The 14,011-nt window shown below is 71.8% G+C and carries 14 protein-coding genes; 1 reads left to right on the top strand and 13 read right to left on the bottom strand.

Translation table 11 applies throughout. From position 1 onward, the window contains the following. Window positions 1-69 precede the first annotated feature (69 nt). The 9 genes from pdxT to thrS all read right to left on the bottom strand — a co-directional run bounded on the left by pdxT (window position 70) and on the right by thrS (window position 8,165). Window positions 70-672 carry a pyridoxal 5'-phosphate synthase glutaminase subunit PdxT gene (gene pdxT, locus GH747_RS06600; protein WP_149768808.1) on the bottom strand — a complete coding sequence of 201 codons (603 nt, stop codon included), beginning with the start codon at window positions 670-672 and terminating at the stop codon, window positions 70-72. Next, window positions 669-1,256 (bottom strand): DUF6891 domain-containing protein, encoded by a 588-nt coding sequence (locus GH747_RS06605; protein WP_149768809.1) that lies wholly within the window; start codon window positions 1,254-1,256, stop codon window positions 669-671. Before GH747_RS06605 ends, pdxT begins: the two co-directional genes overlap by 4 nt. Before the next feature lie 4 nt (window positions 1,257-1,260). Further along, window positions 1,261-2,190, bottom strand: a complete 930-nt coding sequence (pdxS, locus tag GH747_RS06610) for a pyridoxal 5'-phosphate synthase lyase subunit PdxS (RefSeq protein ID WP_149768810.1) — start codon at window positions 2,188-2,190, stop codon at window positions 1,261-1,263. A 139-nt stretch (window positions 2,191-2,329) separates the two neighbouring features. Next, window positions 2,330-2,920: a hypothetical protein gene (locus tag GH747_RS06615; RefSeq protein WP_149768811.1), complete on the bottom strand. Its 591-nt coding sequence runs from the start codon at window positions 2,918-2,920 to the stop codon at window positions 2,330-2,332. Then, on the bottom strand, window positions 2,917-4,050 hold the full coding sequence (locus GH747_RS06620) for a glycosyltransferase family 4 protein (protein WP_149768812.1): 1,134 nt from the start codon (window positions 4,048-4,050) through the stop codon (window positions 2,917-2,919). The genes GH747_RS06615 and GH747_RS06620 overlap by 4 nt, the downstream gene beginning before the upstream one ends. Beyond that, complete coding sequence (locus GH747_RS06625; RefSeq protein WP_149768813.1) at window positions 4,047-4,976, bottom strand: phosphatidylinositol mannoside acyltransferase; 930 nt, start codon at window positions 4,974-4,976, stop codon at window positions 4,047-4,049. The genes GH747_RS06620 and GH747_RS06625 overlap by 4 nt, the downstream gene beginning before the upstream one ends. Next, on the bottom strand, window positions 4,973-5,581 hold the full coding sequence (pgsA, locus tag GH747_RS06630) for a phosphatidylinositol phosphate synthase (protein ID WP_149768814.1): 609 nt from the start codon (window positions 5,579-5,581) through the stop codon (window positions 4,973-4,975). The genes GH747_RS06625 and pgsA overlap by 4 nt, the downstream gene beginning before the upstream one ends. Then, the gene (locus GH747_RS06635; RefSeq protein ID WP_149768815.1) at window positions 5,581-6,171 is read right to left on the bottom strand and encodes an HIT family protein; all 591 of its coding nucleotides are present in this window, start codon (window positions 6,169-6,171) and stop codon (window positions 5,581-5,583) included. Before GH747_RS06635 ends, pgsA begins: the two co-directional genes overlap by 1 nt. Continuing rightward, the gene (gene thrS / locus GH747_RS06640) at window positions 6,168-8,165 is read right to left on the bottom strand and encodes a threonine--tRNA ligase (protein WP_149768816.1); all 1,998 of its coding nucleotides are present in this window, start codon (window positions 8,163-8,165) and stop codon (window positions 6,168-6,170) included. The genes GH747_RS06635 and thrS overlap by 4 nt, the downstream gene beginning before the upstream one ends. Before the next feature lie 187 nt (window positions 8,166-8,352). Here thrS and GH747_RS06645 point away from each other — a divergent pair, with 187 nt between their 5' ends. After that, the gene (locus GH747_RS06645) at window positions 8,353-8,862 is read left to right on the top strand and encodes a pyridoxamine 5'-phosphate oxidase family protein (protein WP_149768817.1); all 510 of its coding nucleotides are present in this window, start codon (window positions 8,353-8,355) and stop codon (window positions 8,860-8,862) included. Between the two features lie 15 nt (window positions 8,863-8,877). Here GH747_RS06645 and GH747_RS06650 read toward each other — a convergent pair whose 3' ends face one another. The 4 genes from GH747_RS06650 to GH747_RS06665 form a co-directional block, all read right to left on the bottom strand. Further along, the gene (locus tag GH747_RS06650) at window positions 8,878-9,210 is read right to left on the bottom strand and encodes a PepSY domain-containing protein (protein ID WP_149768818.1); all 333 of its coding nucleotides are present in this window, start codon (window positions 9,208-9,210) and stop codon (window positions 8,878-8,880) included. A 149-nt stretch (window positions 9,211-9,359) separates the two neighbouring features. After that, window positions 9,360-11,030 (bottom strand): Ig-like domain-containing protein, encoded by a 1,671-nt coding sequence (locus GH747_RS06655; protein WP_163695347.1) that lies wholly within the window; start codon window positions 11,028-11,030, stop codon window positions 9,360-9,362. Between the two features lie 142 nt (window positions 11,031-11,172). Further along, window positions 11,173-12,300, bottom strand: coding sequence for a flavin-containing monooxygenase (locus GH747_RS06660; RefSeq protein WP_205602832.1), 1,128 nt, complete (start codon window positions 12,298-12,300; stop codon window positions 11,173-11,175). A gap of 109 nt (window positions 12,301-12,409) precedes the next feature. Beyond that, on the bottom strand, window positions 12,410-13,975 hold the full coding sequence (locus tag GH747_RS06665; RefSeq protein WP_163695352.1) for a LuxR family transcriptional regulator: 1,566 nt from the start codon (window positions 13,973-13,975) through the stop codon (window positions 12,410-12,412). Window positions 13,976-14,011 lie beyond the last annotated feature (36 nt).

Here is a 14,011-nt window from a genome sequence, read left to right on the forward strand (position 1 = left end):
GTCCACCGTCAGCCGCGGCCTGGACGCCCAGCCACCGCCGTACGACGCTCAGCCCGCAGGCGGGTCCGCTCAGACGCCGGAGCGCACCATGTCGACGAACATCCGGTGGAGCCGGTGGTCGCTGCCGAGCTCGGGGTGGAACGACGCGGCGACCAGCCGGCCCTGGCGTACGACGACCGGGTGGACGCCGTCAGCACCGCGGTCGACGGTCGCGAGGACCTCGACGTCGGGGCCGCAGCTGTCGACCCAGGGCCCGCGGATGAAGACCGCGTGCAGGGGGCCGTCGAGGCCGGCCACCTCGAGGTCGGTCTCGAACGAGTCGACCTGCCGGCCGAACGCGTTGCGCCGCACCGTCATGTCGATGCCGCCGAAGGTCTGCTGGCCCTCGATGCCACCGACGATCCGGTCGGCCAGCATGATCATGCCGGCGCACGTGCCGAGGACCGGCATGCCCTCGGCGATCCGGTCGCGGACCGGGTCCCGCAGGTCGAAGGCGCGCGAGAGCTTGTCGATGGTGGTCGACTCGCCACCGGGGACGACCAGCGCGTCCACCGACTCGAGCTCGCCGACCCTGCGGACGGAGGTCGCCTCCGCACCGCTCTCCTCCAGCATCCGCAGGTGCTCCCGGACATCCCCCTGCAGCGCGAGGACGCCCACGTGGAGTGCGCTCACGCGCCACCCGCCTCGGTGTCCGTGCGGCGCCGGTGCCAGAAGGCACGGACCTCGATACGGCCTTCGTCGAAGTGGGCCGCCAGCCCTTGTGCGTCGAGCGCCGCAAGCACCTCGGTGCACAGCGGGTCGCCGTCGGCGACGTTCGCGGAGTCGGCGTGCCAGACGTTGATCTCGAGCATGCCGTGGTCGACGGCGTGCCAGACGTCGGCCGGCGTGAACCAGACGACGCCGCGCAGGCTTCCCGGCTCCGACGCGCGCAGGACCGCCGTGGCACCCCAGTGGTCGTCGACGCCCTGGAGCACGGTGTAGCCGGCGGCTCCGAGAGCGGCGAAGGCGTCCTGCAGCGCGTCGTAGTCGGTCCGTGACGGCCAGCTCGCCTGGTCCGCGACCAGGGAATCGCGCTCGCGAGCGACCAGGCGGCGAGCCTCGCCCTCGGCATCCGAGAGTCCTGCGTCCTCGCGCGCCGCGACCGCGACCTCAGCCACGCACGCGTCGTCGTCGGTCAGACCCGCGCGGACGAGCACGCGGGCGTAGCCGCGCAACGCGTCCTCGTCGGTCAGCTTCGGCGCCGAGAAGAACGGCACCCGGTCACCAGCCTCGCTCGGCCAGCCGGTGCGGCTCGGGGACGTCGGCCACGTTGATGCCGACCATCGCCTCGCCCAGTCCGCGCGACACCTTGGCGATCACGTCCGGGTCGTCGAAGAACGTGGTGGCCTTGACGATCGCCTGGGCACGCTCGGCAGGGTTGCCGGACTTGAAGATGCCCGAGCCGACGAACACGCCCTCGGCACCCAGCTGCATCATCATCGCTGCGTCCGACGGCGTCGCGATGCCGCCCGCGGTGAACAGGACGACCGGCAGCTTGCCCTTCTCGGCGACCTCGCGCACCAGCTCGTACGGCGCCTGGAGCTCCTTGGCAGCGACGTACAGCTCGTCGGTCGGCAGCGTCTGGAGGCGGCGGATCTCGTCGCGCAGCGCCCGCATGTGGGTCGTCGCGTTGGAGACGTCGCCGGTGCCGGCCTCACCCTTGGAGCGGATCATCGCCGCACCCTCGGTGATGCGGCGCAGAGCCTCGCCCAGGTTGGTCGCCCCGCACACGAACGGCACGGTGAAGGCCCACTTGTCGATGTGGTGCGCGTAGTCGGCCGGCGTCAGCACCTCGGACTCGTCGATGTAGTCGACGCCGAGCGACTGCAGCACCTGCGCCTCGACGAAGTGGCCGATGCGGGCCTTGGCCATCACCGGGATCGACACGGCCTCGACGATGCCGTCGATGAGGTCGGGATCGCTCATGCGTGCGACGCCGCCCTGGGCGCGGATGTCGGCCGGGACCCGCTCGAGCGCCATCACCGCGACAGCACCGGCGTCCTCGGCGATCTTGGCCTGCTCGGCGTTGACGACGTCCATGATGACGCCACCCTTGAGCATCTCCGCCATGCCTCGCTTGACGCGGGCGGTGCCGGTCCCCTGCTCGCGGGGAGCGTCGGCGTGAGCGGGCGCGGTCTGGTTGTCGGACATCAGTCACCTCTGGTCGTTGGGACGCTGCGGCGTCCCGTGAACGGATGGCCACATCGTACGTCCGGGGACCGACGCGGTCGCCTGCCCCCGGGCATCTGCCCGCCGGGCGTCCCGCGGCCGGCCCGCGACCCGCGCCGGGTCAGGCCGCGTGCCCGACCTCGGGGCCGACGGGCGGGCGGTCCCGGGCGACGAGGTGCGGAGGCGGGACGTCGTCGAAGTCGATGCGGTGCGGCCACGGCGCACGACCCGCCAGGCGTGCCCATCGGACGACGGACTTGCGGCGCATCCGCTGCGTCCGCGCGACCAGGTCGTCGTGGAAGCGGTGCGCGAGCTGGACGCGTTCGCAGGCGTCGCCGAGGTCCGCGATGAGGCCCGCCCGGGTCTCGTCCGCACTGGCCCAGAGCGCATCGACGTCCTCGGCGCTGCCGAAGACCGTCCGCATGACCTCGCTGAGCTCGGTCTCCCTCGCGGGCTGCTCCGCCTTGCCGATCGCCTCGCGGGCGGCGTCCGCCGCGTCGACGGCGGCCAGGGCGCTCGCCGGGTCGAGCACTCCCCCGGTGGCGACGTTGCGCAGGCACGTCGATCGGTCGAGGAGCTGGCGGTCCAGTGACGCCTGCGCGGTCGCGAGCCGGATGTGCAGGCGGTCGAGCCGACCAGCGGTCGTGGACAGCGCCACCGTGATCGCCGCGAGGATCGCGCCGATCACCAGGACCCACTCGAGCGTGCTCATGTGCCGCTGCCCCCTCCGAGCACCGTCTCGTACACACGGACCACCTGCGGCGCGACCACACTCCAGTCGTACCTCTTGACCTCGCGACGCGCCAGGTCTGCGCGCGACTCGCGGCGCGGGTCGTCGAGCACCGTGAGCAAGGTGGCGGCCAGCGCTCCCCCGTCCTCGTTGGCGAACAACGCGCCGAGGCGCCCGTCCTCGAGCACGTCGGCGAACGCCCGGATGTCGCTCGCCACCACCGGCGCACCGGCGGCCATGGCCTCGATCAGCACGATGCCGAAGCTCTCTCCGCCCGTGTTGGGGGCGATGTAGACGTCGGCCTCCGACAGCAGCCGCGCGCGTTCAGCGTCGGACACCCGCCCCACGATCTCGACGTACGGCCTCAGCTCCGGCGGCACCATCGCCGTACCGACCTTCGGGTCGCCGGCGCCGGCGACGACGAGCCGCGTCCCCGGGAAGCGCTCCACCACGCGCGGCAGCGCCTCGAGCAGCACCGGGAGCCCCTTGCGCGGCTCCTCGAAACGGCCGAGGAACAGCAGGTCTCGGCGGTCGCCGGCGACCGTCGCTGCGGCGCTCGACCCTCCTGGGCGGCGCTCCACCCCGGCGAAGTCGTCGACGTACAGCCCGTTGGGGATGATCACCGAGTCGCCGCCCTGGTACTGGGCGACCACGCGCTGCGCCTCGCGCGAGACCGTGATCCGCGCGCTCAGCTTCTCCATCGCCGGGCGGAGCAGCGGCTCGGTCGCCGCGAGCGCACGCGAGCGGCCGATCGACGTGTGGATGGTCGCGATCGACACACCGGACGCGAGGCTCAGTGCCATCAGCGATACGCTCGGCGTCGCCGGGTCGTGCACGTGGAGGACGTCGAAGTTGCCGTCGCGGAGCCAGCGGCGGGTCCGGGCCATCGCCAGCGGTCCGAAGGACACCCGGGCGACGGCACCGTTGTAGCGGAGCGGCAGCGCCCGCCCCGCCGGGGTCACGTAGGCGGGGAGGTCGTCGTCGTCGGCCGCCGGGGCGAGCACGGACACGTCCACGCCCAGCTCACCGAGCGTGCGGCTGAGGTCGAGGACGTGGTTCTGGACCCCGCCCGGGACGTCGAACGAGTACGGGCACACCATCCCGATCCTCATCGCGCTCCCTCCGTCGGGCGGCGGTCGACCTCGAAGACGCGCTGCAGCATGTGCCAGTCGGCGGGGCTGCGTCGGATCTCGGCGGTGAAGACGTCAGCGAGGTCCTGCGTCATCGCTGTCAGTCCATCCTCCCCGGCGCGGGTCTCGACCGGCTCGTGGACCGTCATCCGGAGGCGGTCGCCGTCGTAGCGCGACGTCGCCGGGAACAGGATCGCGCCCGTCTGCTGCGCCAGCAGCGCGGGCCCGACCGGCATCCGCGCGCGCTCCCCCAGCAGGTCGACGCCGATCCCGCTGCGCGACATGTCGCGGTCCGCCAGCAGACAGACGAAACCCCCGGCCCGCAGGTGCTCCGCGAGCCGCGGCATCGTCGGCTCGCCACCGGTCAGCGGCAGCACGGTCATCCCGATGTCCTCGCGGAACGCCACGAACTCGTCGTACAGGCGCTCGGGCTTCAACCGCTCCATCACGGTCATCAGCGGGAGGCCGTTGCTGCACGCCCACGCGCCCATCAGGTCCCAGTTGCCCATGTGCGGCAACGCCGCGATCATCCCGCGCCCCGTCGCGTACATGTCGTGGGCACGTTGGCCGTGGTCGACGACGATCACCTCGTCGACGGCCGCGGCGTCACCGGTGTAGCGGGGAAGCCGGAACACCTCGCCCCAGTAGCGCAGGTACGACCGCATCGCGTCGCGTGCCAGCGCGTCCAGCTCGGCCTCGTCGGCGCCGGGAACAGCGCGCGACAAGTTGGAGCGCAGCCTCGTGATCCCGTCGCCGCCACGACGGTGGAGCTGGTCGGCGGTGGTGCGCAGGGCGGCGTCCACGGCCTTCTGCGGGACGTGGACGGCGAGGCTCCAGCCAGCGCGGTAGGCGGCCGCCTCCACGTGCGTCCGGACCGCGGCGAGCGTCGCTCCGTCAGGACGCCTCATGCCTGCGCCAACGACTGCCTCCGTACCATGAGCACGCGCTGCACGACCGTGATCGCGCTCGCCACCGCCAGCACCCACAGAACGATCGTCAACAGGATCGGCAGGTCGAACAGGCCGGACAGGCCGGTCATCACGAGCACCGCGACCAGGCGGTCGGAACGCTCCGCGATGCCGCCCTTGGCCTCCATGCCGAGCGCCTCGGCCCGGGCACGGGCGTACGACGTCAGCTGGCCGCCGACCAGGCAGCACAGCGCCACGACCATGAGGACGGTGTCGTCACCCTCGCCTCCGAACCAGAGCACGAGCCCGCCGAAGACGGCCGCGTCACCGATCCGGTCGAGCGTCGAGTCGAGGAACGCGCCCCAGGCGCTCGAACGCCCGGACTTGCGGGCCATGATCCCGTCGACCATGTCCGAGAACACGAACGCCGTGACGACCAGGACGCCGACGAAGAACTCACCGCGCGGGAAGAACCACAGCGCGCCTGCCGACACACCGATCGTGCCGACGAACGTCACCGCGTCCGGGCTGACACCCAGCCGCAGCAGCAGGTCGGCGATCGGGGTCATGATCTTCGCCCACGTCTCGCGGAACCGCTCCAGCATCAGGAACCCCCCGCCTGTCGAGGGCCGACCTCGCCCCAGGCCTTCGCGAGCAGGTCGCGGGTCTCCGCGAGGAGCTGCGGGACCACCTTCGTGCTGCCGGTCACCGTGATGTAGTTCGAGTCGCCCAGCCAGCGGGGTACGACGTGCTGGTGCAGGTGGTCGGACAGCGACCCGCCCGCGACCGAGCCGAGGTTGAGGCCGACGTTGAACGCCGCCGGGCCGCTCACGTGCTTGAGCACCCGCACCGCCTGCTGCGTCATCGCCGTCAGCTCGTGCGCCTCGTCGTCGGTCAGGTCCTCCAGCGCGCCGACGTGGCGGTTGGTCACCACCATGAGGTGGCCCGGGTTGTACGGGTGCAGGTTCAGCACGACGTAGACCGAGTCGCCGCGCGCGACGATCAGCGTGTCCTCGTCGGGCCGGCCCTGCATCACGCAGAACGGACATCCCTCGTCGCGAGGGGCGGCGTCGGTGATGTAGGCCATGCGGTGCGGCGTCCAGAGGCGGTCGAAGGACTCGAACCCCGTCTCACCCCGACCCCAGGGGCCGTCCGGCTCGGGCCCCCGGTGCGTACCGGCGTCGGCTGGGGTCATACCTGGACCCGGTCCGCAACGGCAGCAACGATCCGCTCGACCGCGTCGTCGACGGCGACACCGTTGTCCTGCTTGCCGCTGCGGTAGCGGAACGACACCGCGCCCGCCTCGACGTCGTCGTCGCCCGCGATCAGCATGAACGGGACCTTCTGGGTCTGCGCGTTGCGGATCTTCTTCTGCATCCGGTCGTCGGCCTCGTCGACCTCCACCCGGATCCCCAGGGCCTTGAGCTTGGCCGCGACCGCGTACAGGTAGTCCACGTGACGCTCGGCGACCGGGATCGCCGTCACCTGGACGGGCGCGAGCCACGGAGGGAAGGCGCCCGCGTAGTGCTCGACGAGCACGCCCATGAAGCGTTCGATCGAGCCGAACTTGGCCGAGTGGATCATGACCGGCTTCTGGCGTGAGCCGTCGGGAGCGACGTACTCGAGGTCGAAGCGCTCCGCCGACGGCATGTTGAAGTCGTACTGGATGGTCGACATCTGCCAGGTGCGGCCGATCGCGTCGCGCGCCTGCACCGACACCTTGGGGCCGTAGTAGGCGGCACCGCCCGGATCGGGCACCAGCTCGAGGCCGGTCTCGAGGCACACGTCCTCGAGCACCTTCGTCGCCGTGGCCCAGTCGTCGTCGGACCCGATGAACTTGTCGGGCTTGGAGTCGTCGCGGGTCGACAGCTCGAGGTAGAAGTCGTCCATCCCGAAGTCGCGCAGCAGGCTCAGCACGAAGCCGAGCAGGTGGCGGATCTCGTCGGGCGCCTGCTCGGGCGTGACGTAGGAGTGGGAGTCGTCCTGGGCGAACCCACGCACCCGGGTCAGGCCGTGGATCACGCCGGACTTCTCGTTGCGGTACACGTGCCCGAACTCGAACAGCCGCAGCGGCAGCTCGCGGTACGAGCGCTGGCGCGAGCGGAAGATCAGGTTGTGCATGGGGCAGTTCATCGCCTTGAGGCGGTAGTCCTGCCCGTCGACGTCGAGCGCCGGGAACATGCTCTCGCCGTAGTACGGCAGGTGGCCGGAGGTGTAGAACAGGCCCTCGCGCGCGATGTGCGGGGTGCCGACGTACTCGAAGCCCTCCTCGATGTGCCGCCGGCGGACGTAGTCCTCCATCTCCCGCTTGATGACGCCGCCCTTGGGGTGGAAGACGGGCAGGCCGGAGCCGATCTCGTCGGGGAACGAGTAGAGGTCGAGCTCGTTGCCGAGTCGTCGGTGGTCGCGGCGCTGTGCCTCCTCGAGACGGTGGAGGTGCTCGTCGAGCGCCTCCTTGGTCTCCCACGCCGTGCCGTAGATGCGCTGGAGCTGCTTGTTCTTCTCGCTGCCCCGCCAGTACGCGGCGGCGTTGCGCATGAGCTTGAACGCGGGGATGCGCTTGGTGGTCGGCAGGTGCGGGCCACGGCACAGGTCGGTCCAGGCGACCTCGCCCTTGCGGTTGATGTTGTCGTACATCGTCAACCCGCCCGAGCCGACCTCGACGCTCGCACCCTCGGCGGCACCCTCGAGGTCGCCGGCGGAGGACTTCAGGCCGATCAGCTCCAGCTTGTACGGCTCGTCGGCGAGCTCGGCGCGTGCCTCGTCGTCGTCGATCGCACGTCGCGAGAACCGCTGGTTCTCCTTGACGATCTTGCGCATCCGGCTCTCGATCTTGTCGAGATCCTCAGGGGTGAACGGCTGCTCGACGTCGAAGTCGTAGTAGAAGCCGTCGGTGACCGGCGGACCGATGCCGAGCTTCGCGTCCGGGAAGAGGTCCTGGACGGCCTGCGCCATCACGTGCGCGGTCGAGTGGCGCAGGATGTCGCGGCCGTCGGCCGAGCCGATCGCGACCGGCTCGACGGCGTCGCCGTCCGCCAGCTCGTACGACAGGTCCTTGAGGGCACCGTCGACACGGGCCGCGATGACGTCGGCGTCGTCGCTGAAGAGCTCCCACGCCTTCGTGCCGGGCGTCACCGTGCGTTCGGCCTGGGAGTCAGGGCCAACGACGACGACTACGAGCTCGGACACGGGTGCTCCTCTGGATGGTGCGGACAGTCGCCTCGATGCTATCCGCTCACCTCCCTGCGCTGCGCACCCGTTTGGCCGCGCGCAGTCGGGCTCCCGTCGTACGACCGCGGCACAGAACGCCTGCGTCGCCCGGCATGCGCGCCCGGGCGTCGGGTACCGGACGGTGACACCGACGAAAGGGAGAACCATGACGGACGAGCAGCAGAAGCTCCTCGAGCTCCTCGACGACCTCACGATCGCGATGTTCACCACCGTGGACACCGACGGGACGCTGACCAGCAGGCCCATGGCACGTCAGCAGGTCGAGCCGAGCGCGCAGATGTGGTTCATCACCGCGCGCGACTCCCGACAGGTCGCGCACCTCGCCGTACGCCCGAGGGTCGGCGTCACGTTCTCGTCCTCCAGCACGTGGGTCTCGCTCAGCGGGACCGCGGCCGTCGTCGACGACCGTGCGAAGCTCGACGAGCTGTGGAACACGTTCGCCGAGGCGTGGATGCCGGAGGGGCCGGAGGATCCGAACGTCGTGCTGATCCGTGTCGACCTCGACGGCGGCGAGTACTGGGACACGCCCGGTGGACGCGTCGCCTCACTCCTCAGCTTCGCGAAGGCCAAGGTGACGGGGAAGCCGTACGACGGTGCCGACAACGAGCGTGTCGACCTCTCGTCGACCGCCGAGCCAGGGCGTAGGACGACCTAGACGGCCCCGGCGGGATCAGTCCGCCGATCCATCGAGGTCCTCCGAGTCGCCTTCGATGACGACGACGCGATAGGCCTCGTCGAGGCGTACGTCGACCGTGCTGCCGTCGGTCCTGGTCACCTCCACCTCCCAGGTCGCCCCGTCCTCGTCGTCGCGCTCGACCGCGTTGGCACGGCCACCGCCGGTCGCCTCCAGCGCGGCGGACGTGGCCGCGGCGGCCTGCTGGGGCGTGTAGCCCCCACCGTCGTCTCCCGAACCTTCGCCGTCGGCCAGCGCCGCGCCCCCGACCGCGACCGCAGCCGCGACGACCGCTGCGGCGGTAGCCGCGACCCGTCTCTTCCTGACCATGGTCGCCCTCCTCCGGGTGCTCCTCGCTGTCCTCCCACCCTGTCGCGGTGCTTCCAATCGCGCGTTGAAGGAACGCGGGGTCTCACGGGCGACCGAGAACCGCCCGGCACCCCGTCCACGGGATGCCGGGCGGTCTGGCGAGGATCGCCTCAGCGTCGGACGGTGACCTTCTTGACGACGGGCGCGCCGGCCGCGTACCGGCTGTCGCCCCGGTAGGTGACGGTCGCCCTCCACGTCCCGGCAGTGAGCCTGGGAAGCGTGAACGTCGCCCTGCCGGAACGCACGGTGGCGACGACCGTACGGGTGCGCTTGCCCCGCTTCAGCACGACCTTGACCGTGCCGCCGGCCCTGGCCAGCCCTGCCGGCGTCGACACCGTCACGACACCGGTGCCACGCTTGCTCGCTCGCAGCCTGCCCTTCGGGGCGAAGGCGACCTTGCCCGCCGCCGCGCGGGTGATGGTCACACTCGTGGCGCTGCTGGACGCCTTCAGGTTGGGGTTGCCCGCGTAGACGACGGTGACCGCGTAGCGCTTGGGTGCCAGCGCCCTGGGCAGGGCGAGCGTCGCGCGCCCGCCGGTCCCCAGGACGAGCGTCCGCGACGCACCAGCGACGGTCACGACGACCTTGCCGGTCGGGACCACTCCCCCCGGGCCCTTGACGAGTGCCGTCACGGACGCGGACCTGCCGTACGGGGCCGCCTTCACGCTCGAGGTCAGCGTGGTGCCCGCCTTCGCCACGACCACGGTCAGAGGAGCCGACTCCGACACTCCGAGGACGGCATCGCCGCCGTACCTCGCGACGAGCGAGTACGTTCCGGCCGGCGTCGACGCCGCGATCGGGATCGTCGCCGACGCCGCCTCGAGCGTCGCCGTACGCGTGCCGCCGGGCAGACCTGTCACGGTGACCGCGCCGGTCGCGCCGGCTGTGACGGCCACCGTCGCCGTACCGGCCGTGCCGTGGACGAGCGACGACGGACCCGTGAGCGTCGTCGTGGACGGATCGCCGACCACCGCCAGCGGCACCGTCGTCTGCGACGCCTCGAGGACGTCTCCGCGGCCCCGGTACGCGACCGTCAGGCTCTTGTCGCCGGCCGTCAGGCCCGCCAGCACGATGCTGGCCGTGCCGTCGCGCTTGAGACGCGCGCTGCCGAGGAGCTCGTCGCCGTCACGGACGTCGACGAAGCCGCGCGGCTTGCCGGTCGTCGCACTGGGCGCGGCGTTCTGGTTCGCGGTGTTCAGCGAGATGAACGGCCCGTACCCGGCGGCTGCCACCGTCACGTCGAGGGTCGGCGTCTCGCCCAGCGGCACCGTGCCGTCAGCGGCGTCGCCCGCAAGGGTCGCGTTCGTCACGCTCGAGGCGCTCTGGCCCGCCAGCCCCTTCAGCACGAGGTCGATCTCGTCGACCGCCTCCTTGGCGAACGCGCGCTGGCTCTGCAGCTGGTTCTTGCCGGCCTCGCTCGCCGGGTTCAGGCTCCCGCGCAGGGCCTCGTCGCCGTACGCCAGGTCGCGGCCCTTCGTGAACCACCACTCGGTCATGTGCTCGGTGTTGCCACCGTCGTCGTTCTGCCTGATCGCCTGATCCACGACGGGCGCCGGGTTGCCCTGCGCGTCCACGCGGTCCTTGTTGTACGTCAACAGGTGACCGACCTGGATCTTGCGCGCCTCGGCCTTCGGCTTCGACGTGTCCCCACCGGGGAAGTAGCTGACCGCGTTGACGCCGGTCGCCCCCGGGTCACCGGTCTTGCGGTACTGCGTGACCGCGTTCGACAGGTAGGTGTTCACCAGGTCGCCGTACAGGTGCGACGGCCGAGCGACCTTCACCACGCCGTCCTCTGCCGCCTCGACCGGGTTGTCGCGGATGTCAGGGGTGTCGGGCGTCAGTCTTTCGAGGGATCGCGAATGTGCCGATACTTTCGAACCAGTTGATCTTTTCGCCGGTTCGCCTCCGCGCATCGCACGGGCGTCACCGGCCGGCCCGCACCGGCACGCTCTCGGGCACCTCGCGGCGTGCCGGCCCCGATGCACGCATCCTGCGCAGGAGGTGGCGCGCGTCGCGGTCGACGCCCTGGATCATCGACGAGGCGACCGCGTACTGGAGGTCGAGTCCGAGGAAGTACAGCCCGGGCACCGGCGAGACGCCACGGTCGTGGAGCGGCCGACCATCCTCGTCGAAGGCCGCTGGCAGTCCCAGGAACCGGTGGTCCGGGCGCGAGCCGGTGCACCACACGACCGTGGAGACGTCGGGCACCACGTCGTCGGAGGAGACCGCGCGGCCGGCGACGACCAACTCGATCCTCCCGATCTGGACGACCCCGGCCTCGTCGAGGTCGGCGAGCTTGTTGCGCACCAGCATCACGCCGTGGCCGTCGGCCTTCGCCATGAACCGCCGCCCCATCGGCGTGCGTCGGGTGAGCACGTGGCGGAAGACGAACATCACGACCGGGACGACGGCACGGCTCGGGGCGGCGTCGATGTCGAACGGAACCTGCCCGGGATGCCGTCCGGCGATCCAGGTCGGGTGACCGGCGGCCGCGGCCTCGAGCGCGACATCGGTCCCGGAGTTGCCGGCACCGACGACCAGGACGCCGCCCGGCGCGAGCTGCCCGGGCTCCCGGTAGTCCAGCGAGTGGATCTGCCGGACGCCAGGGTCCAGCTGGGCGGCGAACGCTGGGACGACCGGCCGCATGTGAGCGCCGGAGCTGACGACGACCCGATCGGCGAGGTACGTGGCCGTGTCCGTCTCCACCCGGAACCGCCCGCCGTCGTGGGCGACCCGACGGACGGGCTCCCCGGACCGGACCGGGAGCTCGAACCGGCGCGCGTACGCCTCCAGGTAGTCCGCCATCTCGTCGCGCGTCGGGAACCCGCGGAGCGGGATCCGCCAGCCGGGCAGGCTCGCGTACCGCGGCAGGCTGAACAGCTTCAGCGAGTCGTAGCGCCGCCGCCACGAGTCCCCGACCCGCGGGGCAGCCTCCAGGATCACGAAGTCCTCCCCCGCACGCTGCAGGTGGTAGCCCATCACCAGCCCGGCCTGGCCGGCTCCGATCACCACGGTGCCCACGTCCTGTGCGGCGCTTCCCTGAGTGCTCACGGCTCCCCCTCGTCGTCTGGATCGACGTTAGGAGCGACCGCAGGGGCGCTGCTTCGGGCGCACCACCCATTCCGGCCAGAAGGCGATGGGTATTTCTGCGTACACGACCTCAGACGAGGCGGTGCTCGAACGCGTACGCAGTCGCCGCGGCGCGGTTCGGGAGGGCGAGCTTGCCGAAGATGTTGCTCACGTGCCGTGCGACGGTCTTCTCCGACAGGACGAGCTCGGCGGCGATGGCGCGGTTCGTCGCTCCCGTCGCGACCAGGCGGAGGACCTCCAGCTCGCGCGGAGAGAGCGGGCCGTCCACCGTCGTCCCCGCGACACCGAAGGGCTCCCCCACGGCGCCGAGCCGGTCGAGCGCGGCACGAGCAGCGTCCGCCTCCATCACGGCAGCGTCCGTGTCGCCCAGCGCATCGCAGGCCCGCGCGACCAGGCTGCGTGCGCGAGCGGCCTCGTACGGGGCGTCGACGTCACGCCACAGCGTCCACGCCCGCCGCAGGCGCGGCAGCGCGTCCCGGGCTTCGCCGCGAGCGAGGAGGACCGCGCCAGTCGCGTGCTCGACGAGAGCACACAGGAACGGCGGCGCCTCGGGCCCGCTCAGCATCGCCAGCGACGCGGCGGCGTCCTCCGCTGCACCGACCGCGCCGGCTGCCAGGCAGATCTCCACCCGCGCCGCGAGCTGCAGCGGCCGCGCTCGCGGGTCGTCGGAGGACTCACCGAGCACGCGGTCGAGCCCGGCCAGCGCCGCGTCGGGCCGACCCTGAGCCAGCCGGAGCAGCGCCAGCCCCGGCTGGACCTCGAGCCCGAGCTCCGAGGCTCGCTCGTAGGCCGCCTCGGCCTCGTCGAGCCGTCCACGCAGGCGCGCCAGCTCCCCCACGCGGTAGTGCGCCGCGGCGACCGCCGGCTCGGGGCGTATGTCGAGGAGCGCGCAGGCCTCGACGGCCCGCTCCGCCGCCTCGGTCCACGCGCCCCGCAGCTGAAGGATCTCCGCACGGTGGACCAGGCACGTCCCTCGGTACGCGACGGCGCCGTCGTGGTCGTCGATCCACGCAGTCAGCGCACGCGTCCACTCCTGCGCCCGCGCGAGATCGAAGTGGCCCATGCACATGTCGATCACCGCGCAGTACAGGAGACCGGCGACCTGCGGCTGGACGCGGCCGGCGGAGACGTACGTCATCGCCTCGTCCATCACGACCATGCACTCGTCGTCGCGGCCGAGCAGCTGAAGGCACCGCCCGCGGCCGAGCAGCGCGAGGACCAACACGTCGGTCTCGGCGCCCCGAGCCGCGATCGCCACCGAACGCTCGAAGTCCGGGAGCGCCCCGGCAGGGTCGCCGCCCCACATGCGCGCCACGGCGGTCTGCTGCGCCAGCATCCCCTCCAGGCGCGGGTCGTCGTCCGCGAGCCGGCGCAGGCGAGCGGTCCACCCCTGGGCCTGAGCCAGATCGCCGCGCATCATCAGGTGCCACCCGATCCAGAACCCGCACGCAACGGCGTCCGCGCGGCGTCCGTCCGCCACGTAGTCGTGGATCGCACGCTCCCGCAGCGGCACGACCTCGTCGTCACGGCCGAGCATGAATGCCGCGACAGCAAGGCGCTCGAGGTCCTCGGCCGGGAGGTCGTGCCCCCGATCGGCCTCGCTCAACGTCTCGTACTCCACGGGCCAGTCCGGCACCCGCTCAGCGTACGACGGCGGTGGGGCCATCCGGCG

The organism is Mumia xiangluensis (assembly GCF_010994095.1).
GTDB classification, from domain to species: domain Bacteria; phylum Actinomycetota; class Actinomycetes; order Propionibacteriales; family Nocardioidaceae; genus Mumia; species Mumia xiangluensis.